The following is a 23,081-nucleotide window of genomic DNA, read 5'->3' as shown; positions in this document are numbered from 1 at the left end:
GTTGATTCTATACGACGCGGCGGCTTTGCCGAAGGGGCTGAGTGCCCCGGCAACAGGCGACACGTTCTGTCACTGACAGCGATCGGCCTATCCGGTAATGTCCCGCGCACCAACGTGAGATTGGAGTAAATACATGAAAATCATTGGCGCGATCCTGATTGTCCTGGGCGTGGTTGCCTTGGCCTACAAGGGCTTTAGCTACAAGTCCGAGGAAACGGTCCTGCAGATCGGATCCGTGAAGGCCACCGCGGAAACCGAGAAGTCGGTTCCCATCCCGACGTGGGCAGGCATTGCCGCGATCGTGGCGGGCGTGGTCGCGATCGGCGTGGGCATGCGTCGTTGATCGTAGCCGACCGCAAGGCCGGCGCGCTGCATGAAGAGGGCGGTCGCATTGCGGCCGCCCTTTTTCTTTGCAGGCGTGGCCGCAGCATCCGTGACCGCAAAAAAAAGCGGCCCGGCTCAATAAAGAGTCGGGCCGGTACGGGAGCACACAATGCCGCGTCATAAAAGGCTCGCGGGGAACGCGGCATCGGTGTCAGAAGAGCAGCCCTGCAATCGTCTGACAGGGGGATCAATCGTCAGGCAATCTTGCGCAAGGCCGTAATCTGAGCGCTCAGTCTACTGGCGCCGGTCTGACATGGTCCTGAAAGTGCGAATAAAAAAAAAGCTCCAATAAGGAGCTTTTGAAAGGCCGGGCAGGCGCAGCAGTCCCGCCCGGCGGGGGATGGTCTATCAAGCGTTGATGTCGTTGTCCTTGGATTCGCGCACGAACAGCGTGCCGATGACCAGGGTCATCACCGCGATGATGATCGGATACCACAGGCCGTCGTAGATGTTGCCGGTGGCTGCCACCACCGCGAACGCGACGGGAGGCAGGAAGCCGCCGAACCAGCCGTTGCCGATGTGGTACGGCAGGCTCATCGACGTGTAGCGGATGCGCGTCGGGAACATTTCGACCAGCATGGCGGCAATCGGGCCGTAGACCATGGTCACGTACAGCACCAGGATCGTCAGCAGCACCACGACCATCACGGTGTTGGTTTGGGCCGGATCAGCCTTGGCCGGGTAGCCGTGGCTGCGGATGGAGGCGGTCAGCGTCTTGTCGAGTTCAGCGACCTTGGCCTTGAACTCGGCGGGCGCCAGCGAGCGACCGTCGAACGAGGCGAACTCTTCATTGCCGATCTTGACGCGGGCCATCGAACCCGCCGGGGCGGCTTCATTGCGGTAGTTCACCGAGTTGCGGGCCATGAACGACTTGATCACGTCGCAAGAGCTGGTGAACGACGCCGTGCCCACGGGGTTGAACTGGAACGAGCACGTGCTCGGATCCGCGATCACCGTGACCGGGGCGGTGGCTTGCGCCTTTTCAAGCGCCGGGTTGGCGAAGTGCGTGAGGCCCTGGAAGATCGGGAAGTAGGTCGCCGCGGCAATCAGGCAGCCCGCCATGATGATGGGCTTGCGGCCGATCTTGTCCGACAGTGCGCCGAAGATCACGAAGAATGGCGTGCCCAGCAGCAGCGCAATGGCGATCAGGATGTTTGCGGTGTTGGCGTCGACCTTCAGCGTTTGCGTCAGGAAGAACAGGGCGTAGAACTGACCCGTGTACCAGACGACGGCTTGGCCGGCGGTCAGGCCCAGGAGCGCCAGGATCACGACCTTCAGGTTCTTCCATTGGCCGAACGATTCGGCGATCGGCGCCTTCGAACCCTTGCCTTCTTCCTTCATGCGCTTGAAGGTGGGGGATTCGTTCAGTTGCAGGCGGATCCACACGGAGATGCCAAGCAGCACCACCGAGATCAGGAACGGAATGCGCCAGCCCCAGGCCTTGAATTCGTCTTCACCCATGAACGTGCGGATGCCGAGGATGACCAGCAGCGACAGGAACAGGCCCAGCGTCGCGGTGGTTTGAATCCAGGACGTGTAGAAGCCGCGGCGGCCGTGCGGGGCGTGTTCGGCAACGTAGGTCGCCGCGCCGCCGTATTCGCCGCCCAGCGCCAGGCCTTGCAAGAGGCGCAGGACGATCAGGATGGCGGGTGCGGCCAGGCCGATGCTGGCGTAGCTGGGCAGGATGCCGACGAGGAACGTGGACAGGCCCATGATCACGATCGTGACCAGGAAGGTGTATTTGCGTCCGACCAGGTCACCCAGACGGCCGAACACCAGCGCGCCGAACGGCCGCACCGCGAAACCGGCCGCGAAGGCCAGCAGCGCGAAGATGAAGCCCGCGGTCGGGTTCACGCCGGAGAAAAAGTGTTGGGCAATGATGGCTGCGAGCGAGCCGTACAGATAAAAGTCATACCACTCGAACACCGTGCCGAGTGAAGACGCGAAGATGACCTTGCGCTCCTCCTTGGTCATCGGACGCGGATCCGCGGATGGACCGCGGCCTGCCATGGTAGTTGTGCTCATGATGTCTCCTCGTTTTTAGGCCGGCGGTTTTCCGCCGTGCTTGACCCTCCGCCGGCGAGACCGACATCGAGCTATCGCCACATTGGGGGCCGAGGCTGACGAGGTTCTGACGTGACCCTTACTCGAATCTTAAAATTGAAACAAATAGTAATTTCACAGGGGAGTGCTAGGGATAGTCCTTAGCTGTCCGATGCCTCTGGCGCAGGCGTATAGAGGGGAAAAACGACGCGGATGCGCGTGCCGGGCAGGCTGGAGTGTTCGGTGGGATGGTCGCCGATCTCGACGCTTGCCTGATGCTTCTGTGTGATTTCGCGCACGATGGCCAGGCCCAGTCCGCTGCCATCGGACGTCGTGCCGAGCACGCGGTAGAAGCGGTCGAACACACGTTCGCGCTCCTCGGGCGCAATGCCTGGTCCCGAGTCCTCGACTTCCAGCACGCCCTGGCTGTCCGCCTGCAACACGCGCACGGTGATGTGGCCGCCGCGCGGGGTGTAGCGCAGCGCGTTGTCGACCAGGTTGTTCAGCAATTCGGCCAGCAGCAGGGGATTGCCGTTGATCTCGACGGGCGTATCCGACCCTTCAAAACCCAGGTCCGTGCTGAGCGACAGCGCCAACGGCACCCAGTGCATGGTCTGCTCGTACGCGATCGCGTTGATGTCCGTGCGCGTCAGCCCGATGGCGCTGGGGTTCTCGGCGCGGGCCAGGAGCAGCAACTGGTTGACGAGCCGCGTCGCGCGCTCAGAACCAGTCACGAGCTGGCGCAGGCTGGATTGCATTTCCTCGGGACTGGCGTCGCGCAGCGCCAGTTCGGCCTGTGTGCGCAACCCGGCCAGCGGGGTCTTCAACTGGTGCGCGGCATCGGCCACGAACCGGCGCTGCGCCTGCACGTTGGCGGACAGGCGGTCCAGCAGGTCGTTCATGGCCGCGACCAGCGGCGCGATTTCGGACGGCGCGGCGCGCTCGTCGATGGGAGAGAGGTCGTCGGGCCGCCGCGCGCGCAGCCGCTGCTGCAGCGCATTCAAGGGCGCCACGCCGCGCGACAGGCCGAACCAGACGAGCAGCACGGCGATGGGCAGCACCACGAACTGCGGAATGATCACGCCCTTGATGATGTCGTTGGCGAGCTGCGTGCGCTTTTCCACGGTCTCGGCCACGATGAACAGCGCCGGCTGCGTGCCGGGCAGGTGCAGATCCACCCAGGTGAAGGCCAGCCGGATACCGAAGCCCCGCAGCGTGTCGTCCTCGTACTGGACCTCGCCGGGGCGGGGCTGGCCCACCGTGGCGGGAAGCGGCAGCGCGCGGTCGCCGCCCAGGTATTCGCCGCGGCTGCCCAGCGCCAGCCAGAACACGCTGTCGGTTTCGTCGGCGCGCAGCACGTCGCGCGCGGCATCGGTCATCTTCAGCACCGCGCGGCCATCCTGCGCGTGAACCTGACGCGTCAGCACATGCAGGTTGTTGGCCAGCGCCCGGTCGTAAGGCACGTTGGCGATGTTCTGCGCCACCACGTAGGTGATGGCGACGCTCATGGGCCACAGCAGGAACAGCGGCGCCAGCATCCAGTCCAGAATCTCGCCCAGCAGCGAGCGCTGGGGCGGCGCGAAGCTCGGGCCCTTGGACCCGGCTTGCATGATGTCCAGGGCTTCCTGGTTGAGCGGCTCTGGGGAGGGCTCAGCTTGCGAGGTACGCCGCACCCTGGTCCCGCTCAAGACAGTAGCCCAGGCCACGCACGGTGACGATCTTCACGCCGCTGGGCTCCAGCTTTTTGCGCAGGCGATGCACGTAGACCTCGATGGCGTTGGTGCTGACTTCCTCGCCCCATTCGCACAGGTGATCCACGAGTTGGGTCTTGCTGACCATGCGTCCGCTGCGGGTCAGCAGGATCTCGAGCAGGCTGACTTCGCGGGCCGACAGATCCAGCGTCTGGTCGTCGACGATGGCGACGCGGCCGGTCTGGTCAAACAGCAGCTTGCCGTGCTTGAGCATCGTGGCGCCGCCGCCCGCGCCGCGCCGCGTCAGCGCCCGCACTCGGGCTTCGAGTTCGGACAGCGCGAAGGGCTTGGCCATGTAGTCGTCGGCGCCCAGGTCCAGGCCCTTGACGCGCTGTTCGATGCTGTCGGCGGCGGTCAGGATGAGAACGGGCAGGGCGGAATTGCGGGCGCGCAGGCGGCGCAGCACTTCCAGGCCGGCCAGTTGCGGCAGGCCGAGATCCAGGATGAGTAGGTCGAAAGCCTGGGCGGCCAGCGCGGAATCGGCGGAAAGCCCGTCGCGCACGGCATCCACGGCATAGCCGTTGTGGCGCAACGAGCGGGACAGGCCGTCGGCCAGGATGCTGTCGTCTTCGGCAATCAGGATACGCATGGGCTGCTGCTAGGAAGAAACACACCGGCCCGGGGGCGGAAAAAGGGCAAAATACCGGGATCGCTCCGGATTCTGTCATACGCCGCCGGGCTTGCCACTCAGGGTATACGTGCAAAGAACTGGCACACTGGTTATTTGTCCAGTACAATCCGATGCCATAATCTGATCCTCATTGCCAGACCCGCAGTTTTCCGACTTCCAGATACGTTACAGACAGGACTCCTCATGGACGACAAAACCACCAAGGCCGCCGCTTCGGAAAAAGCCAAGGCGCTTGCCGCCGCACTCTCGCAGATCGAAAAGCAGTTCGGCAAGGGCTCGATCATGCGCTACGGCGACAACGAGGTCTCGCACGACATTCAGGTGGTTTCCACGGGCTCGCTCGGTCTGGATATCGCACTGGGCGTCGGCGGTTTGCCGCGCGGCCGCGTCGTTGAAATCTACGGTCCGGAATCGTCGGGCAAGACCACGCTCACGCTGCAGGTCGTCGCTGAAATGCAAAAGGTGGGCGGCACTTGCGCCTTCGTCGACGCGGAACACGCTCTGGACGTGCAGTACGCCTCCAAGCTGGGCGTCAACCTGGCCGACCTGCTGATCTCGCAGCCGGACACCGGCGAACAGGCACTGGAAATCACGGACGCGCTGGTGCGCTCGGGTTCGGTCGACCTGATCGTCGTCGACTCCGTGGCCGCCCTGGTTCCCAAGGCCGAAATCGAAGGCGAAATGGGCGATTCGCTGCCCGGCCTGCAGGCCCGCCTGATGAGCCAGGCGCTGCGCAAGCTGACCGCCACCATCAAGAAGACCAACTGCATGGTCATCTTCATCAACCAGATCCGGATGAAGATCGGCGTCATGTTCGGCAACCCCGAAACCACCACTGGCGGCAACGCGCTCAAGTTCTACGCGTCCGTGCGCCTGGACATCCGCCGCATCGGCTCCATCAAGAAGGGCGACGAGGTCGTCGGCAACGAAACCCGCGTCAAGGTCGTCAAGAACAAAGTGGCGCCGCCATTCAAGCAGGCGGAGTTCGACATCATGTATGGTGCGGGTATCTCGCGCGAAGGCGAAATCATCGACCTCGGCGTGGCCGCCAACGTCGTCGACAAGTCGGGCGCCTGGTACAGCTACAACGGCAACCGCATCGGCCAGGGCAAGGACAACGTCCGCGAATACCTGAAAGAACACAAGGACATGGCCATCGAGATCGAAAACCGCGTCCGCGAAAACCAGGGTATCGTCAGCCGCGCCGCTGAATTCGTGCCCACGGCGGAAGACACCGCCGAGTAATTTCGGGGCATTCGACAGGGCTCGCCGCGGTTCGGGCAAGCCCCAACGCCGGCCCGGCTGGGCTGGGAAACTGCGGCAGGCGCCAACATGGGCCTGCCGTTTTGTTTTGTTTAGCAAGCAGAAAAGCGCATGAGCTGGAAATCGACTCCCGCGTCCGCCGAACGCCAACGCGCCAGGTTGGACGACGAATTCGAAACGGTCGCCAAGCCGCAAGGCTTGCGGCGCACGTCCGATGCGCGGGTGGCCCGCGAGACCGCGGCGTCTGACGATTCGGCCGATGGCGCTGAATCTTCCGGCCTGTGGCACCGCAGTTCCGAACAGCGAAGTTCCGATCAGCGCGGCGCCGCACGCGGCCGGCGTGCCGACGCTGCCGACAACGACGGCGAGGCGTCAACGTCCGACGGCAAGCAGGCGCGCAAGGGGCCGTCGCTGAAGATGCGGGCAGTGGGGTATCTATCGCGGCGCGAGCACGCGCGCGAAGAACTGGCGCGCAAGCTGGCTGCTTACGCCGAAGATGCCTCTGAAGTCGAATCCGTGCTGGACACGCTTGAAAAAGAAGGCTGGCTGTCCACCGAACGCTTCGCCCAAAGCCTGGTTCATCGGCGCGCCTCCCGGCAGGGCGCGGCGCGCATCGTGCAGGAACTGCGCCAGCACGGCGTGGACGACAACCAGGTCGCGGAACTGCGCGACCAGCTTCGCGCCACCGAGTACGACCGGGCGCTTGAAGTCTGGAAAAAGCGCTTCAGCGCCAAGCCCGAAGATCGTGCGGCCTACGCAAAGCAGGCGCGCTTTCTGGCCAGCCGGGGTTTCGCGCACGACGTGATCCGGCGCATCCTGGGCGAGGGCGGCGAAGACTGACTGCACCCATTGCGCAACCCCGCCATCATTTCGCCGACTTGATGCCCGACAGCGTCTTGAAGCAGACGTCTCGGGTGATCGTCAAAAATTCGTCGATATACGAGGCGTCCGTGTCCTCGCTGCGCACCGTGGCGTACAGCGTGCGCCACACTCCTTGCGGCCCCAGTCGGCAAAGCCGCAGCCATCCCTGGTTCATGTATTCCGTCAGCGCCCAGTTCGGCAGCGCCGCCACGCCACGATTGCTGGCGACGAGTTGCGCAATGATCGGCGTCAGCTCCGCCTTGCGGATGGCGGCCGGCTCGACATCCGCCGGGTCCAGAAAGGCGGTAAAGACGTCCAGTCGCTGCTTGTCCACCGGATAGGTAATCAGCGTCTGGTCCGCCAACTGTTCCGGCACGATGAATTTGCTGCCCGCGAGCGGGTTGGATTCGGACACGGCCAGCACCAATTCATATTTGAATAGCGGCAGGTACTCCACCGCGTCCAGCGGCTGCGGGTCCGAGGTGATGACCAGGTCCAGGTCGCCGCGCACCAGCGCGGGCAAGGGGGCGAACGAGAATGCCGCAGACAGGTCCAGCGCCACATCCGGCCATTGCACCCGAAAGGCGTCCAGCGCCGGCATCAGCCACTGAAAGCAGGAATGGCAGTCGATCGCCAGGTGCAATCGGCCGGTGCGGCCAGCCGCGAGCCGTTGCAGGTCGCGTTCGGTGGCGCGGATGCGCGGCAGGACGTCGTCGGCCAGCGCCAGCACGCGCAGGCCAGCAGTCGTCAGGCGGGCCGGCCGCGTGCGGCGATTCAACAGGGGCGTGCCGAGCCGGGTCTCCAGGTCTCGCAATTGATGCGACAGCGCGGACTGCGTCAGGTGCAGGCGTTCAGCAGCTTCCTGGAGGCTGCCGCCATCCCGGATGGCGGTCAGTGTTTCGAGGTGGCGGATTTCTAGCATCGAGGCGGCTTCACACAAGACAAATCTACGGGGCAATCCGGGGCGCCAACTCGTGGGCGTCCGGAACGATTCGATATTCTATGAGAGTTTTTCATATTATGAATGTAGACATTGATTTTGATTCATTTAACTTTGCGGTCAAAATAGCCGTCACTTGAACAAATTTTGTGGAAAGGCGTGTTCACATGACTACGATTCATAATTTGGGATTCCCGCGCATTGGCGCGCAGCGCGAACTCAAGCGCGCCGTCGAAGCGTATTGGGCGGGCAAGCAGACCGCCGGCGCGCTGGAAGAAACGGGCCGCGAGCTGCGCGCCCGCCACTGGCGGCTTCAGGCCGCGGCCGGCGTCAAGCTCGTGCCGGTGGGCGACTTCGCCTGGTACGACCAGATCCTGGAATGGACGACGCTGCTTGGCGCGGTGCCTGCGCGCTTCGGCCAAAAGGACAACGAACCGGTGTCGCTGGACACGCTCTTTCGCATGGGCCGCGGCCGCGCCCCATCCGGCAAGCCCGCCGCCGCCTGCGAGATGACGAAGTGGTTCGATACCAACTACCACTACATCGTCCCCGAACTGGTGCCCGGCCAGACCTTCCGCATTGCCCGCGAAACCCTGTTCGAGCAGGTCAAGGAAGCGCAGGCGCTGGGTCTGCAGGTAAAGCCGGTCATCCCCGGTCCGCTGACCTGGCTGTTCCTGGGCAAGGGCGACGCCTTTGCCGACGGCGCCGCCGATGCCGGCAAGCTTCAGCTTCTGGCCGCGCTGTTGCCGGTCTACCAGGACGTGCTGGCACGCTTTGCCAAGCTGGGTGTCGAGTGGGTGCAGATCGACGAGCCCATCCTGGCGCTCGACCTGCCGCAAGCCTGGCGCGATGCGTTCAAGCAGGTGTACGCCGCGCTGGCTGCCAGCCCGGTCAAGTTGCTTGCCGCGACGTATTTCGACGGTCTGAAAGACAATCTCTCGACGGTCCAGGCCCTGCCGGTTGCGGGTCTGCATGTGGACCTGGTGCGGGAGCCCGACCAGCTGGCTGCCGTGGTGGCCGGCCTGAATGACGGTCAGGTGCTGTCCGCGGGCGTCATCAACGGCCGCAACATCTGGCGCACCGACCTGGACGCCGCCATCGCCACGCTGGCCCCGGTCGCGCGCCAGTTGGGCGACCGCCTGTGGCTGGCGCCGTCGTGCTCGCTGCTGCACGTGCCGGTCGACCTGGAAATCGAAACCGAACTGGATGCTGAGCTCAAGAGCTGGCTGTCCTTTGCCGCCCAGAAGCTGGACGAGCTGAGCCTGCTGGGCCGAGCGCTCCACAGTGCCACCGACTCGACCGTGCAGGAAGGGCTGGCCGGGCAGCGCGCCGCACTGGCCGCGCGCCGCGCCTCGGTACGCATCCACAACCCGGCCGTGGCCCAGCGCATGGCCGCCGCCGCGGGCGTGTCGCGCGACCGCGCGCCGTTCGCCGGCCGCATTGCGCGCCAACAAGAACAGCTTGGGCTGCCCGCCTATCCCACCACGACGATCGGTTCGTTCCCGCAGACGGCCGAAATCCGCGCGTTGCGCCGCGACTGGAAGGCTGGCGCCCTGACGGATTCGGCGTACGAGGCCGCCATCCGCAAGGAGATCGAGGAAGTCATCCGCTTCCAGGAAAAGGTGGGCCTGGACGTGCTGGTGCACGGCGAGCCCGAGCGCAACGACATGGTCGAGTATTTCGGCGAGCTGCTCGCCGGCTTCGCGTTCACGAAGAACGGCTGGGTGCAAAGCTACGGCTCGCGTTGCGTGAAGCCGCCGATCATCTTCGGCGACGTCGCGCGCCCCGCGCCCATGACGGTCGGCTGGTCGTCCTACGCGCAATCGCTGACGGACAAGCCGGTCAAGGGCATGCTGACCGGCCCGGTCACCATCCTGCAATGGTCGTTCGTGCGCGATGACCAGCCTCGCGAGCAGACCTGCCGTCAGCTCGCGCTGGCCCTGCGCGATGAAGTGGTGGACCTGGAAGCGGCCGGCATCAACGTCATCCAGATCGACGAACCCGCCATCCGCGAAGGTCTGCCGCTGCGCCGCGCCGATTGGCAGGCGTACCTCGACTGGGCCGTGGACTGCTTCCGCCTGTCGACCGCCGGCGTGCGCGACGAGACGCAGATCCACACCCATATGTGCTATTCGGAGTTCAACGACATCATCGAATCCATCGCGGCCATGGACGCCGACGTGATCACGATCGAAACGTCGCGCTCCAACATGGAACTGCTCAAGGCGTTCGAGGACTTTCGTTACCCGAACGACATCGGCCCCGGCGTGTATGACATTCATTCGCCCAACGTGCCCGAAGTGGACTGGATGGTGGACCTGATGAACAAGGCTGCCGCCCGCCTGCCCAAGGAACGCCTGTGGGTGAACCCCGACTGCGGCCTGAAGACGCGTGCCTGGCCGGAAACCGAAGCCGCATTGATCGGCATGGTCCAGGCAGCCCGCGCGCTGCGCGACGCGGCCTGACGCCATGGTCCGTCCCCGGCGCGCTGGCGCCGGGCGCACATTCCCCAACCCGGCCGTGCCCCCTCGCGCGCGCCGGGCTTTTTGCCTGCCACCCACGGCGATTTCAAGGCCGATCTGGCGCCGGCCCAGCGCGAGTCGCCGCCGTCGCTCAGGCCAGCGTGTGGGATAGCGGGCCATCCCCCGGCCAATTAATACGATTGCGGCAGGCCGCCTGCGCTATACTTTGAAGGTTTTGTTGCCGCGCACCATTACGCGCTGGCCGTCTCTGCCCCGCAGGCCCCACGCATGCCCTTGCCACCGCCAGATTGTCCTCGTCAGCCGCTGCATACGCGTTCCATACGTGTGCAGTCGTACGCGCGCGATGACGGCAACTGGGACCTGGAAGCCGAGCTGATCGACGTCAAGGCGTACGATTTTCCCAAGCGCGACGGCGAGATGTTCAAGGCCGGGCAACCCATCCACCATATGCACCTGCGCATCACCATCGACGAGGAATTCTCGATCGTGGCGGCTCAGGCCGTCTATGACGCGGCGCCTTATGGCGAGCATTGCAAGGCCATCGAGCCGGCGTACACTGACCTGATCGGCATGAACCTGCTCAAGGGGTTCCGTCGCCAGGTCAAAGAGCGGTTCGGGCATGTGGAAGGCTGTACGCACATGACCGAGCTGTCGCAGGTGCTTCCCACCGCGGCGGTCCAGACCATGGCCAACCGCCGGCGGCAGGAACCCAACCCGAACCGGCGTCCATTCCAATTGGACGGCTGCCATGCGCTCAGCACTGGCGGCCCTGTGGTGGCTGAGCATTATCCCGAGTGGTACACCGGGGGTAGCGCTGAGGCATCGGCCGAGTCGTCCTCCGATTCACCTTCTTTTTCTCATACGTCCTGACAGGTAACACATGAAAATCCACGAGTATCAAGGCAAGGAACTGCTGAAGCAATTTGGCGTCCCCGTGCCGCGCGGGATCCCCGCTCTTTCCGTCGACGAGGCCGTGGCTGCCGCTGAAAAGCTGGGTGGACCGGTTTGGGTCGTCAAGGCACAAATCCACGCGGGTGGCCGCGGCAAGGGCGGCGGCGTCAAGCTGGCCCGCTCGCTGGACGACGTCCGCAAGCTGGCCTCCGAAATCCTGGGCATGCAACTGATCACGCATCAGACCGGCCCCGAAGGCCAGAAGGTTCGCCGCCTGTACATCGAAGACGGCGCCGACATCCAGAAGGAATACTACGTGTCGCTGGTCACCGACCGCGCCACGCAGAATGTCGCTTTCATCGCTTCCAGCGAAGGCGGCATGGACATCGAGGAAGTGGCTCACTCCACGCCCGAAAAGATCATCACCGAATACATCGACCCGCTGACCGGCCTGTCCGCCGAGCAAGCCACCAAGATCGCCAATGCGATCGGCCTGCCCGCCGACTCGACCGCCCAGGCCGTTGACGTGTTCCAGAAGCTCTACAAGTGCTACATGGACACCGACGCCTCCCTGGTCGAAATCAACCCCCTGAACCGCGACAGCAAGGGCAACATCATCGCCCTGGACGCCAAGTTCAACTTCGACTCCAACGCCCTGTTCCGTCACCCGGAAATCGTCGCCTACCGCGACCTGGACGAAGAAGATCCCGCTGAAATCGAAGCCAGCAAGTTCGACCTGGCCTACATCCAGCTCGACGGCAACATCGGCTGCCTGGTGAACGGCGCCGGTCTGGCCATGGCCACGATGGACACCATCAAGCTGTTCGGCGGCGAGCCGGCCAACTTCCTGGACGTCGGCGGCGGCGCCACGGCCGAGAAGGTCACCGAAGCCTTCAAGATCATGCTGGCCAACAAGAGCGTCAAGGCGATCCTGGTCAACATCTTCGGCGGCATCATGCGCTGCGACGTCATCGCCGAAGGCGTGATCGCTGCTTGCAAGGCCGTCAACCTGAACGTGCCGCTGGTCGTCCGCATGAAGGGCACCAACGAAGAGCTCGGCAAGAAGATGCTGGCTGAATCGGGTCTGCCCATCATCAGCGCCGACACGATGGCCGAAGCTGCCACCCGCGTCGTAGCCGCCGTCAAGTAAAGAGAAAATCAAGGATTCACAATGTCGATTCTGATCAACAAGGACACCAAGGTCATCACCCAGGGCATCACGGGCAAGACGGGCCAGTTCCACACCCGCATGTGCCGTGAGTACGCCAATGGCAAGGCCGCCTTCGTGGCCGGCGTGAACCCCAAGAAGGCGGGTGAAGACTTCGAAGGCGTGCCGATCTTCGCGTCGGTCAAGGACGCCAAGGCCGACACCGGCGCTACCGTGTCCGTCATCTACGTGCCGCCCGCCGGCGCCGCTGCCGCCATCTGGGAAGCTGTCGAAGCCGAACTGGAACTGGTCATCTGCATCACCGAAGGCATCCCGGTCCGCGACATGCTCGAAGTCAAGAACCGCATGAAGGCCAAGGGCAGCAAGACGCTGCTGCTGGGCCCGAACTGCCCCGGCCTGATCACCCCAGACGAAATCAAGATCGGCATCATGCCCGGTCACATCCACCGCAAGGGCCGCATCGGCATCGTCAGCCGTTCGGGCACCCTGACGTACGAAGCCGTGGCGCAAGTCACCGAACTGGGCCTGGGCCAATCCAGCGCCGTCGGTATCGGCGGCGATCCCATCAACGGCCTGAAGCACGTCGACGTGCTCAAGCTGTTCAATGACGATCCCGACACCGACGCCGTCATCATGATCGGCGAAATCGGCGGTCCGGACGAAGTCAACGCCGCGCAGTGGGCCAAGGACAACATGAAGAAGCCGGTCGTCGGCTTTATCGCTGGCGTCACCGCCCCTCCCGGAAAGCGCATGGGCCACGCCGGCGCGCTGATCTCCGGCGGCGCCGACACGGCCGATGCCAAGCTGGAAGTCATGGAAGCCTGCGGCATCCGCACCACGCGCAACCCCTCCGAAATGGGCAAGCTGCTCAAGTCGGTGCTGTAAGTCTCAGCATTGCGCAATGAAAAAGCCCGCTTCGGCGGGCTTTTTTTTTGTCCGGTTTTTTCGCGATTCCTTAGGGTAATCCCGCGTCCAGGAAGCGGCCGGGGCAATCATACGGAAAGCTGAACGAAACTATAATGAAAGAAATTTTGCGCGTACCAGCAAGAATGCCGTCGGGCTCGCACCAAGACGGTCTGTACGTTTATCCGTTCAAATTCATCCATTAATTTGGTTTTGTCCTAGGGGGATCACACCTAGGAAAGAGAGGCATGGAACTCAGTTCAGCGGCATTCTGGATCGCGTTGCTCCAGATCATTTGGGTCAACATTCTGCTATCAGGCGACAACGCCGTGGTTATTGCGCTGGCGGCGCGTTCACTGCCTCCGGCACAACAGAAAAAAGCGATCGTGGTCGGTTCCGCCGCTGCGATCATCATGCGTATCGTATTGACGCTCGTCGCGGCCAAGCTGTTGCTGCTGCCGTGGCTTAAGCTCATTGGCGCGCTGCTTCTGGTCTACATCGGCGTGACGCTGCTGTTGCCCGAGGGCGAAGAAGATGGCGCCGGCAAGACCCAGGGCAATCTTTTCACCGCCATCCGCACCATCATGATCGCCGACCTGGTCATGAGCCTGGATAACGTGGTGGCTGTTGCCGCCGCTGCAATGGGCGATACGACGTTGCTGGTGCTCGGCCTGGCCATCAGCATTCCCCTGGTCATCTTTGGCAGCACGCTGCTCTTGAAGGTCATCGAACGCTTCCCGCTCATCGTCTGGGTTGGCGCGGCGCTGCTGGGCTTCATTGCTGGCGAACTGCTGGTGGGCGATCCTGCATTGCAAGAGCCCGTAGCGCGTATTGACGCCGCGTTGGGCGTGACGCAGCATAGCTTCGCGCTGATGTCCGGCGTGCTCGGCGCAGTGCTGGTGCTGCTGATTGGTAAAGTTTTACTGATGCGCCAGAAAGCTGACTGAAAGCTGAACTACAATAATATGTTTTTCTGAATCAACCTGCCGCGCGAAGGCGCGGCAGGGCGGCCGGGCCGGGACCGGCCATTCTTTTAATAAATGCCTTCGGGGGTTCAAAGTGCTTGAGTTTTTTCAGACGCTGAGTTGGGCAGCGGTATTTCAAATCATTCTTATCGACATCCTGCTCGGCGGCGACAACGCTGTCGTGATCGCACTGGCGTGTCGCAACCTGGCGCCCAAGCAACGGATGCAAGGCATCTTGTGGGGCACCGCGGGCGCAATCATTCTGCGTGTCGTGCTGATCGCCTTCGCGATGCAGCTCCTGAATATCCCGTTCCTGAAGGTCGTGGGCGGCGTGCTGCTCGTCTGGATCGGCGTCAAGCTTCTGATTCCCGAAGACGATGCGCATGGCGACATCAAGGGTGGCACATCCATCGTTGCCGCGATCAAGACCATCATCATTGCTGACTTCGTGATGAGCCTGGACAACGTGATCGCCATTGCTGGCGCCGCGCAGAACGCGCATGCCGACCATCAACTGGGTCTGGTCATCTTCGGCCTGGTCGTCAGTGTGCCGATCATCATCTGGGGCAGCACGCTGGTGCTCAAGCTCATCGACCGCTATCCGCTGGTCGTCACCTTCGGCGCGGGCCTGCTGGGCTGGATCGCCGGCGGCATGCTGGTCACCGACGTTATTGTCGAGCGTCAATTTGGCGTTCAGCCGACTACGGTTAAAATCGCCGCTGAAATTATTGGCGCCTTGCTCGTTGTTGTCCTTGGACGGTGGCTTGCAAGCCGCAAGAACGCTTCCAAGGAATCAGCACATGAGTCTGCGTAGATCCACCGATCCCCAGCAATCCGAATCGGGCCTGAGCCTTCTTCAGGGTCTGTTCGTGCTGGCCATCCTCGGCGTAGTCGCGACGATCATCGTCTCCAACTTCGTTTGATGGCATCACGTGTCTCTGCCGCAACGTCTGGTCATTGCGACCCGCGCCAGCCGGCTTGCCCTGTGGCAAGCCGAGCATGTGCGCGATCGGCTGCGCACGCTGTACCCAGCGTGCGCAGTTGAACTTCTCACCCTGACGACCCGAGGCGACCAGATCCTCGACCGCACGCTGTCCAAGGTGGGCGGCAAGGGTCTGTTCGTCAAGGAACTCGAAAACGCGCTGCTCGACGGGCGCGCCGATCTCGCCGTTCACTCCCTGAAGGACGTGCCGGTGGATCTGCAAGCCCCGTTCGAGCTTTGCGCCGTCCTCGATCGCGCCGATCCGCGCGATGCCTTCGTGTCCAACCGATATGCCTCGCTGGCGGACCTGCCCGCGGGCGCCGTGGTTGGCACTTCCAGCCTGCGCCGCGAGTCCCAGATCCGTTCCCGGTTTCCCGCCCTGGTGGTCAAACCCCTGCGCGGCAACCTGGATACGCGCCTCGGCAAGCTCGACAAAGGCGACTACGACGCCATCGTGCTGGCGGCGGCAGGCCTGGACCGGCTGGGCATGGGCGAGCGCATCCGCAGTCTGCTTGATCCCGCCGACAGCTTGCCCGCCGCGGGGCAGGGCGCTCTCGGTATTGAAATTCGCGACGACCGCGACGACATGCGCGCATGGCTGGCGCCGCTGGTCAGCGCAGACACAACCGCCTGCGTGCTCGCGGAGCGCGCCGTGTCGCGCAAGCTGGGTGGCTCCTGCCAGGTTCCCCTGGCGGCGTTTGCCCAGATCGCGGGCGACACCCTGTCGCTGCGCGCGCTGGTCGCATCGCCGGACGGCACCCGTATCGTTCATGCAGTGCACACCGGTCCGGTGGATCAGGCCGAAGCCATCGGCGAAGCCGCCGCCTCCGAATTGCTGGACGCGGGCGCAGAGGCGATCCTCCGCGAACTCCTGCACAACCACGGGCCTGACTGATGGATCCGGCGTTTGCAGCCGCCGAAGGGCCGCGCATCGCCATCCTGACGCGGCCCGCAGGGCGCAACGAAGCGCTGGCCAGCCGCCTTCAGGGCGCCGGTTGGCAGCCCTGCATCTTGCCCGCTCTTGAAATCCATCCCCTTTCGGCCGCGTCCGAAGACCTGCCCCGGCCCTCGGACTACGGCCTCGTCGTGTTCGTCAGCGGCAATGCTGCCCGCCAGTATCTGGACCAGTTAGCCCAGGCCGACGGCGCCACCGGCTGGCCGGTGGGCGTGGCTGCGGCCACGGTCGGCCCCGCCAGCGCTCAGGCGCTGCGCGACACGGGCTTTTTTGGCGCGAATACAACAGTCCTGCACCCGGATGAATCGGCGTCCACCCACGATTCCGAGGCGCTGTGGCAGGTGCTCGAAGCGCAACCGCGGTTGCCCGCGCGCGTGCTGGTGGTTCGCGGCACCCAGGGACGGGACTGGCTTGGCGGCAAACTTGAAGCCCATGGGGTCCATGTGACGCGCCATGCCGCCTACCAGCGGCAGCCGGCAGCCTGGACCCCTGACCAGCTTGGCACGCTGCGGCGCTGGGCCGATGCGGGCGTCTCCGCCACTTGGCTGCTCACCAGCGGGGAGGGCGCTGATGCCGTCCAGCGTCAGCTCCATGCCGCGGGTCTGGCAGACTGGTGGCAGCGCTGCCGCTTCGTGGTCACGCACCCGTCGCTGGCAGGCCGCCTGCCACCGTCCTGTCATGGCACGTCTGGATCGGCGATGGTAAAAATCTGCGTGCCGAACGACGAGTCGATATTCCAGGCTTTTGTTGCTGCTTGATTCGTTGGTTCGGACTGACACCGAATACAATCGCGTCATGACAGATAAGACTCCCGCTACCGATTCGGCCGTTTATCCGGCCGCCCCGGACGCAAGCGCGTCCGCATCGGCCCCGGCCGACTCCGTCAAGGCCCGTCCGGCCAAGCGCGGCAGTGGTCCCTTGGTCACCGCCCTCATAATCGTCATCCTGCTGGCCGTTGGCCTGGGTTATGCGCTGTGGAAGCAACGCACCCAGTTCGTGTCCGCGGGCCGCGAAGTGGCAACGCGCCTGGACACGCTGGGCGCCGACGTGGCGCAAGCCCGCAAGGACACCCGCGAAGCCCTTGCCTTGGCACAGGCGCAGTCGGGCCGCGTCGCCGAACTCGAAGACACGCTGCGCGAAACACAAAGCCAGTACAACGCCCTGCAGCAGGCTTGGCAGAACTTCAACGACAGCGCCAGCGACGAACTGCTGGCCAATGACGTCGAACGCCTGCTGACCATCGCCAATCAGCAATTGCGCCTGGCCGGCAACGTCTCCAACGCCATCGTCGCGCTGGAAACCGCGCAATCGCGCCTCGCGCGCGCAGACCGTCCGCGTTTCTCCAGCCTGCAGCAATCCATCAACGGCGACCTGGACCGCTTGCGTGCCGTGTCCACCGTCGACATCCCCGCCCAGTCCGGCCGCATCGAACGCCTGGTCGCGCTCATCGGCAAGGCGCCGCTGCTGGTGCCCGACACCGTGTCGCCGGGCATTGCCCCGGTGGGCCAAGCCCAGCCGCCCGCGCCGGCCCCCACGATCGATCCGCAGGCCGGTCTGCCCGCCGACGCGCCGTGGTGGCAACGCTGGCGCGCCGAAGTCGCATCGTGGCCCGGCCGCGCGGGTTCCGCGCTGGCCCATGAACTTGGCGGACTCATCACGATCCAGCGCGTGGACGAACCTGCCGCGCTGCTGTTGTCACCCGAGCAGGCCGATCAGGTGCGCGGCACCCTGCGCCAGCGGCTGCTGACGGCGCAACTGGCGATGCTGATGCGTCAGCCGTCGGTCTGGAAGAGCGAGCTCGACAACGTCGGTTCGACGCTTTCCAAATATTTCGATGGCCGCTCGCCCGATACCGTCGCCGCTCAGACCCTCGCGCGCGAATTGGCCCAGACCGACATCGCCGTGCGCATGCCGGACGTGGCGGATAGCCTGAACGCCGTGGCCGCCTTGCGCGCCGCGGGCTTCAAGACCAGCGACCAGGACTGAGCTCATGCGTACCTGGTTCTGGACACTACTGCTCGCCGTCGTCGCCGTCGCTCTGGCGGTGGTTCTGCGCTCGCATGCGGGCAACGTGCTGCTCCTGGTGTGGCCGTGGCGCATCGAGATGTCGCTGACGCTCGCCGTCCTGCTCATCGTCGCGACGTTCATCATCCTGTATGTGGGCCTGCGCCTGCTGGCCTGGCTGCTCGCCATTCCCGATCGCGTCCGGGCTTGGCGCGGCAAGCGCGCGCAGGCGCGCGACCACGAATTGCTTGAACGCGGCTGGATCGGTCTGCTCGAAGGCCGCTACGCCCACGCCGAAAAAGACCTGACCAAGCTTCTGGACCAGACCAAGGTCCGCACGCGCCGCGTGCTGGCCGCGCTGTCGGCGGCCCGCGCCGCGCACGGCCTGGGCGAATTCGACCGGCGCGACCGCCTGCTCGCCAACGCGCAGGAACAGGCCGACACGGAGCCCGGCCTCATTGAAGCCACGGCCACGGTGTCGGCCGACATGCTGCTGGATCAGGGCCGCGCCGAGCGGGCGCTGACCGTGCTGGGGCCGCTGGCCGACGGCGGCGCGCGCCATCTGCACACCATGCGCCTGCTGCTGCGCGCGCATACGGCCTTGAACCACCAGGAGCAGGTCTTCACGCTGGCGCGAGGTCTCCTGCGCCGCAATGCGCTGGGCCGCACGGAAGCCGACGTTCTGATCGACGCCGCTGGCGCGGCGCGCCTGCGCGCCGCGGCGGGCAACGATGCCTGGCGTCCCATCTGGAAAGACCTCAAGGCAGAAGAGCGCCTGCTGCCCGAAATCGCCCTGGCGGGCGCGGCGGCCTTCGAAGCCGCCGGCGAACCCAATGAAGCCGCCCGCGTGCTGGAGTCGGCCATCGCGGTCAAGTTCAATCCCGCACTGGTGGCGGCCTATGCCCGCTGCGAAGCTGAACACGTGTCGCGTCGCCTGGCCAAGGCCGAGACCTGGCTGCATCAACGTCCGACCGATCCCGATCTGCTGACTGCGCTGGGCATGCTGTGCCTGAATGGCCAGCTTTGGGGCCAGGCCGAACGCTACCTGCTTCGTAGCCTGGCGCGACGCAGCGATGCGCAGACGCATGCATTGCTGGGCAGCCTGTACGATCGCCTGGACCGCCCGGTCGACGCCGTGCGCCACTGGCGCCTGGCCACGGCCGCCAGCATGGCCCTGCCTGTGCTGGCCTCGGACGCGGCGCTTCCCGCCGCGGACACGGGTTCGGATCCTTACCGCGTGGACGCCGAAGGCGGCTATGCCGTTGGCCTGTCGGACACGGACAGCGATGCGGACGTCGGCGGCGATTACCCCGCCTTGCCGGCCGCCGCTGCGGCAGCGCCCGTTGCCGCGTCGGCCTCGGACTACGTGCTGGATCCGGACGCGCGCGTCAGCAAAGCGCAGCACGACCGCGCCCTGGCGCCCGAAGACGCGCCACTGGCACGCGGCACCGCCGACATCGACGAATACTTCGACAGCGCGCCGATTCCCGCCACCGCTTTCGACGAGCCGGTGCCCACGTATTCGCCGAAGCCCGCACCCGCTGCGCCCGCCGCCAAGCCTGTGCCGCCCGCGGCGCCCCTGCCGACCACCAAGCCGCCGTTCAAGGACGACGGCTCGATTTGAATAACCATTCAGACAAACAAGGTTGAACCATGAGTCTTGATCGCGTCTCCCCTGGCAAGAAGCTGCCGGAAGACTTCAACGTCATCATCGAAATCCCCATGAACGCCGACCCGGTGAAGTACGAGGTCGACAAGGATTCCGGTGCGATCTTCGTTGACCGCTTCATGCTGACGGCCATGCACTACCCGTGCAACTACGGCTACATTCCCCAGACCCTGTCGGAAGACGGCGACCCCGCCGACGTGCTGGTCCTGACGCCGTTCCCGATCCAGATCGGCGCCGTCGTGCGTTGCCGCGCCATCGGCGTGCTGGAAATGGACGACGAGTCGGGCGGCGACGCCAAGCTGCTGGCCGTGCCCATCGAAAAACTGTACCCGCCGTACCGCAACATCAAGTCCTATGAAGATCTGCCGGCGGAAGACGTTTCCCGCATCCAGCACTTCTTCGAGCACTACAAGGATCTGGAAAAGGGCAAGTGGGTCAAGGTCAAGGGCTGGAAGGGCGTGGACGCCGCACACGAGGAAATCGTGCGCAGCGCCGAGCGCTACACCAAGGGCTGATCGGGCCTTAGGCCAGCCGGCATCGCGCCGGCTGGCGCCTTGCAGCGGCGGGGCCGCGACGGCTGTAGCCGGTCGCCGCCGCGCCGTTATCTTGTGGGCGCCCGATCCATCCGGTCCTCGCATCGGCCGCAGAAAGGGCTACACTCGCGAGTGCTTTTTTAAACGCCCGGCCGCCCAACAACAACAGCGCCCCATCGCGGGGTCACAGGGCATGCCAAGCGCGCGCGCGTCGGGGTAATATTTTTTCCGGTTTTTCCGGTCACGTATTTGTCATAGGTTGATAGCTCATGGACTACGTTTTGCCTCCCCAGCCGCCCGTCGCGGTTCCCGTTGCCGGCAGCGCCGCGCTGTTCCCCGTGCGCCGCGTCTATTGCGTCGGCCGCAATTACGCCGAGCATGCCAAGGAAATGGGTTTCACTGGCCGTGAAGACCCGTTCTTCTTCTGCAAGCCCGCCGACGCGGTGCTGCTCGTGGCCGACGGCGAAACCGGCAAGATGCCGTACCCGCCCAAAACGTCCAACCTGCACTACGAAATGGAACTGGTCGTGGTGCTGGGCAAGGGCGGCCGCGACATCCCCGTCGAGCAGGCCAACGAATGCGTGTGGGGCTATGCGCTGGGTCTGGACATGACCCGCCGTGACCTGCAAGGCGAAATGAAAAAGCAGGGCCGTCCCTGGGAAATCGGCAAGGCGTTCGACCAATCGGCGCCGCTCGGTCCCATTCACCCGCGCAGCGTGGTGGGCACGCTCGACAAGGGCGCCATCTGGCTGGACGTCAACGGCGAGCGCAAGCAATCCAGCGACATTTCCCAGATGCTGTGGAATATTCCGGAAAGCATTTCGTATCTGTCGGGCCTGTTTGAACTGCAGCCCGGCGACATCATCTTCACCGGCACGCCGGAAGGCGTGGGCGCCGTGCGCCAAGGTGACGTGATCACTGGCGGCGTCGAAGGCCTGGGCGAACTGCGCGTGCAGATCGCCTGAGCATCGGCGCTTTCATTTTTTCATTTTGGAGTTAAAGCATGCGCGGCAAGTTTGTGCTGACTGCCTTTGTCGTATTCGGCTTCGTGCTGGCCGGTTGCAATACCGTTGCCGGCATGGGCAAGGATGTGTCCCGGGCAGGTAATGCCATCACCAACGCAGCCGACAAATAATCGGCTCGCGGCAGTGAAAAAAAAGCCCCTTGAGCAATCAAGGGGCTTTTTGCTGGTGGCGCGGGAACGATGATCTACAGCACGTCGCCCGCGTAGTCGGCCAGGCGCGAACGTTCGCCGCGCTGCAGCGTGACGTGGCCGGAGTGCGGCCAGCCCTTGAAACGGTCGACCACGAACGTCAGGCCGGAGCTGCCTTCGGTGAGGTAGGGGGTGTCGATCTGGGCGACGTTGCCCAGGCAGATCACCTTGGTGCCGGGGCCCGCGCGGGTTACCAGCGTCTTCATCTGCTTGGGCGTCAGGTTTTGCGCTTCGTCGATGATGAGGTACTTGTTCAGGAAGGTGCGGCCGCGCATGAAGTTCAGGGACTTCACCTTGATGCGCGAGCGGATCAGGTCCATGGTGGCCGCGCGGCCCCAGTCCCCGTTGCCTTCGCCTTCGCCCATGTTCAGCACGTCGAGGTTGTCTTCCAGCGCGCCCATCCAGGGCAGCATCTTTTCCTCTTCGGTGCCGGGCAGGAAACCGATGTCTTCGCCGACAGGCACCGTGACGCGCGTCATGATGATCTCGGTGTAGCGCTTGGTCTCCAACACCTGCGTGATGCCCGCCGCCAATGCCAGCAGCGTCTTGCCCGTGCCCGCCTGGCCCAGCAGCGACACGAAATCGCATTCCGGGTTCATCAGCAGGTTCATGGCGAAATTCTGCTCGCGGTTGCGCGCCGTGATGCCCCAGACATTGTTCTTGCCGTGGGTGTAGTCGCGCAGGGTGGCCAGCACCGCCATCTTGCCGCTGACTTCGCGCACTTGCGCGTACAGCGGCATCTGGCCTTCGAAGTAGACGAACTGGTTCACGACGAACTGCGAACACAGCGGGCCGTGGATGCGGTAGAAGGTGGTGCCGCCCTGTTGCCAGGATTCGACATCCTTGCCGTGCTTGTTCCAGAAGTCCTCGGGCAATTGCATGACGCCCGAGTACATCAGGTCCGAGTCTTCGAGGACATGGTCGTTGAAGTAGTCTTCGGCGGCCATGCCCAGCGCGCGCGCCTTCAGGCGCATGTTGATGTCCTTGGACACCAGCACGACCTCGCGTTGCGGGTATTTTTCCTGCAGGGCGCGCACCACGCCCAGGATCTGGTTGTCGGCCTTGCCCATCGGCAAGTCCGAGGGCAGGGTGCTGTGGATGGCGGTCGTCTGGAACATCAGGCGGCCAGTGGCGTCCTTGTTGCCCAGCTTGGCCAGCTCCAGCCCTTCTTCGAGGTGCGTGGCGTCCTGCACCAGCGCGTCCAGCGAACGGCTGACTTGACGCGCGTTGCGCGCCACTTCGGACATGCCCTTTTTCTGGTGGTCCAGCTCTTCCAGCGTCATCATCGGCAGGAAGATGTCGTGTTCTTCAAAACGGAACAGCGAACTGGGGTCGTGCAGCAGCACGTTCGTGTCCAGCACGAACAGCTTGCGCGGGGCGTTCTCGGCGCGCGCCTTGCCGCGCTTGGCCGGCGCGGGCGTGGCCTTGGCCTGGCGCGCGGG

The 23,081-nt window shown here is 64.5% G+C and carries 22 protein-coding genes; 17 read left to right on the top strand and 5 right to left on the bottom strand.

Annotated features, from left to right (window positions below):
• Positions 1 to 133 precede the first annotated feature (133 nt).
• Positions 134 to 343, top strand: coding sequence for a hypothetical protein (locus AC6LJW_RS21520; protein ID WP_056322527.1), 210 nt, complete (start codon positions 134 to 136; stop codon positions 341 to 343).
• 389 nt (positions 344 to 732) lie between these two features.
• Here the strand turns inward: AC6LJW_RS21520 and AC6LJW_RS21515 are convergent, their stop codons facing one another.
• The 3 genes from AC6LJW_RS21515 to AC6LJW_RS21505 all read right to left on the bottom strand — a co-directional run bounded on the left by AC6LJW_RS21515 (position 733) and on the right by AC6LJW_RS21505 (position 4,767).
• Entirely contained in the window at positions 733 to 2,394 is a 1,662-nt protein-coding gene (locus AC6LJW_RS21515) for an MFS transporter (protein WP_056567371.1), read from the bottom strand.
• A gap of 194 nt (positions 2,395 to 2,588) precedes the next feature.
• The gene (locus AC6LJW_RS21510; RefSeq protein WP_498088227.1) at positions 2,589 to 3,965 is read right to left on the bottom strand and encodes a sensor histidine kinase; all 1,377 of its coding nucleotides are present in this window, start codon (positions 3,963 to 3,965) and stop codon (positions 2,589 to 2,591) included.
• A 112-nt stretch (positions 3,966 to 4,077) separates the two neighbouring features.
• Positions 4,078 to 4,767 carry a response regulator transcription factor gene (locus AC6LJW_RS21505; protein ID WP_056567365.1) on the bottom strand — a complete coding sequence of 230 codons (690 nt, stop codon included), beginning with the start codon at positions 4,765 to 4,767 and terminating at the stop codon, positions 4,078 to 4,080.
• 225 nt (positions 4,768 to 4,992) lie between these two features.
• On the opposite strand from AC6LJW_RS21505, the gene recA reads away from it, so the two are divergent.
• Positions 4,993 to 6,054 (top strand): recombinase RecA, encoded by a 1,062-nt coding sequence (gene recA, locus AC6LJW_RS21500; RefSeq protein ID WP_175184363.1) that lies wholly within the window; start codon positions 4,993 to 4,995, stop codon positions 6,052 to 6,054.
• 129 nt (positions 6,055 to 6,183) lie between these two features.
• Entirely contained in the window at positions 6,184 to 6,912 is a 729-nt protein-coding gene (recX, locus tag AC6LJW_RS21495) for a recombination regulator RecX (RefSeq protein ID WP_498088218.1), read from the top strand.
• A 25-nt stretch (positions 6,913 to 6,937) separates the two neighbouring features.
• Here the strand turns inward: recX and AC6LJW_RS21490 are convergent, their stop codons facing one another.
• Positions 6,938 to 7,855, bottom strand: a complete 918-nt coding sequence (locus tag AC6LJW_RS21490) for a LysR family transcriptional regulator (RefSeq protein WP_056567360.1) — start codon at positions 7,853 to 7,855, stop codon at positions 6,938 to 6,940.
• Between the two features lie 185 nt (positions 7,856 to 8,040).
• Here AC6LJW_RS21490 and metE point away from each other — a divergent pair, with 185 nt between their 5' ends.
• The 14 genes from metE (at position 8,041) to AC6LJW_RS21420 (ending at position 21,561) form a co-directional block, all read left to right on the top strand.
• Positions 8,041 to 10,338 (top strand): 5-methyltetrahydropteroyltriglutamate--homocysteine S-methyltransferase, encoded by a 2,298-nt coding sequence (gene metE, locus AC6LJW_RS21485; protein WP_498088217.1) that lies wholly within the window; start codon positions 8,041 to 8,043, stop codon positions 10,336 to 10,338.
• A gap of 285 nt (positions 10,339 to 10,623) precedes the next feature.
• Positions 10,624 to 11,226, top strand: a complete 603-nt coding sequence (locus AC6LJW_RS21480) for a DUF2889 domain-containing protein (RefSeq protein ID WP_056322544.1) — start codon at positions 10,624 to 10,626, stop codon at positions 11,224 to 11,226.
• 10 nt (positions 11,227 to 11,236) lie between these two features.
• Entirely contained in the window at positions 11,237 to 12,397 is a 1,161-nt protein-coding gene (gene sucC / locus AC6LJW_RS21475; protein WP_056567354.1) for an ADP-forming succinate--CoA ligase subunit beta, read from the top strand.
• 21 nt (positions 12,398 to 12,418) lie between these two features.
• Positions 12,419 to 13,300 carry a succinate--CoA ligase subunit alpha gene (sucD, locus tag AC6LJW_RS21470; RefSeq protein WP_056567350.1) on the top strand — a complete coding sequence of 294 codons (882 nt, stop codon included), beginning with the start codon at positions 12,419 to 12,421 and terminating at the stop codon, positions 13,298 to 13,300.
• 266 nt (positions 13,301 to 13,566) lie between these two features.
• On the top strand, positions 13,567 to 14,265 hold the full coding sequence (locus AC6LJW_RS21465; protein WP_056567347.1) for a TerC family protein: 699 nt from the start codon (positions 13,567 to 13,569) through the stop codon (positions 14,263 to 14,265).
• 112 nt (positions 14,266 to 14,377) lie between these two features.
• Complete coding sequence (locus tag AC6LJW_RS21460; RefSeq protein ID WP_056567345.1) at positions 14,378 to 15,097, top strand: TerC family protein; 720 nt, start codon at positions 14,378 to 14,380, stop codon at positions 15,095 to 15,097.
• Positions 15,084 to 15,206 (top strand): hypothetical protein, encoded by a 123-nt coding sequence (locus tag AC6LJW_RS21455; RefSeq protein WP_255357201.1) that lies wholly within the window; start codon positions 15,084 to 15,086, stop codon positions 15,204 to 15,206. The genes AC6LJW_RS21460 and AC6LJW_RS21455 overlap by 14 nt, the downstream gene beginning before the upstream one ends.
• A 9-nt stretch (positions 15,207 to 15,215) precedes the next feature.
• Positions 15,216 to 16,160: a hydroxymethylbilane synthase gene (gene hemC, locus AC6LJW_RS21450; RefSeq protein ID WP_498088216.1), complete on the top strand. Its 945-nt coding sequence runs from the start codon at positions 15,216 to 15,218 to the stop codon at positions 16,158 to 16,160.
• Positions 16,160 to 16,978: a uroporphyrinogen-III synthase gene (locus tag AC6LJW_RS21445; RefSeq protein WP_498088215.1), complete on the top strand. Its 819-nt coding sequence runs from the start codon at positions 16,160 to 16,162 to the stop codon at positions 16,976 to 16,978. The genes hemC and AC6LJW_RS21445 overlap by 1 nt, the downstream gene beginning before the upstream one ends.
• Positions 16,979 to 17,015: 37 nt before the next feature.
• Positions 17,016 to 18,206: a uroporphyrinogen-III C-methyltransferase gene (locus AC6LJW_RS21440; RefSeq protein ID WP_056569365.1), complete on the top strand. Its 1,191-nt coding sequence runs from the start codon at positions 17,016 to 17,018 to the stop codon at positions 18,204 to 18,206.
• A 4-nt stretch (positions 18,207 to 18,210) separates the two neighbouring features.
• On the top strand, positions 18,211 to 19,848 hold the full coding sequence (locus AC6LJW_RS21435; RefSeq protein ID WP_498088214.1) for a heme biosynthesis HemY N-terminal domain-containing protein: 1,638 nt from the start codon (positions 18,211 to 18,213) through the stop codon (positions 19,846 to 19,848).
• A gap of 29 nt (positions 19,849 to 19,877) precedes the next feature.
• Positions 19,878 to 20,408 (top strand): inorganic diphosphatase, encoded by a 531-nt coding sequence (gene ppa / locus AC6LJW_RS21430; protein WP_056567332.1) that lies wholly within the window; start codon positions 19,878 to 19,880, stop codon positions 20,406 to 20,408.
• Positions 20,409 to 20,695: 287 nt separating this feature from the next.
• The gene (locus AC6LJW_RS21425) at positions 20,696 to 21,391 is read left to right on the top strand and encodes a fumarylacetoacetate hydrolase family protein (protein ID WP_056567329.1); all 696 of its coding nucleotides are present in this window, start codon (positions 20,696 to 20,698) and stop codon (positions 21,389 to 21,391) included.
• 38 nt (positions 21,392 to 21,429) lie between these two features.
• Positions 21,430 to 21,561 (top strand): entericidin A/B family lipoprotein, encoded by a 132-nt coding sequence (locus AC6LJW_RS21420; protein ID WP_056567326.1) that lies wholly within the window; start codon positions 21,430 to 21,432, stop codon positions 21,559 to 21,561.
• Positions 21,562 to 21,635: 74 nt separating this feature from the next.
• On the opposite strand, the gene AC6LJW_RS21415 is transcribed toward AC6LJW_RS21420, so the two are convergent.
• The coding region (locus AC6LJW_RS21415) for a PhoH family protein (RefSeq protein WP_498088212.1) at positions 21,636 to 23,081 on the bottom strand (1,446 nt) is incomplete at its 5' end.

This window comes from Achromobacter sp. 1012554356 (genome assembly GCF_059760815.1).
This window is presented reverse-complemented; position numbering and strand designations above follow the sequence as displayed.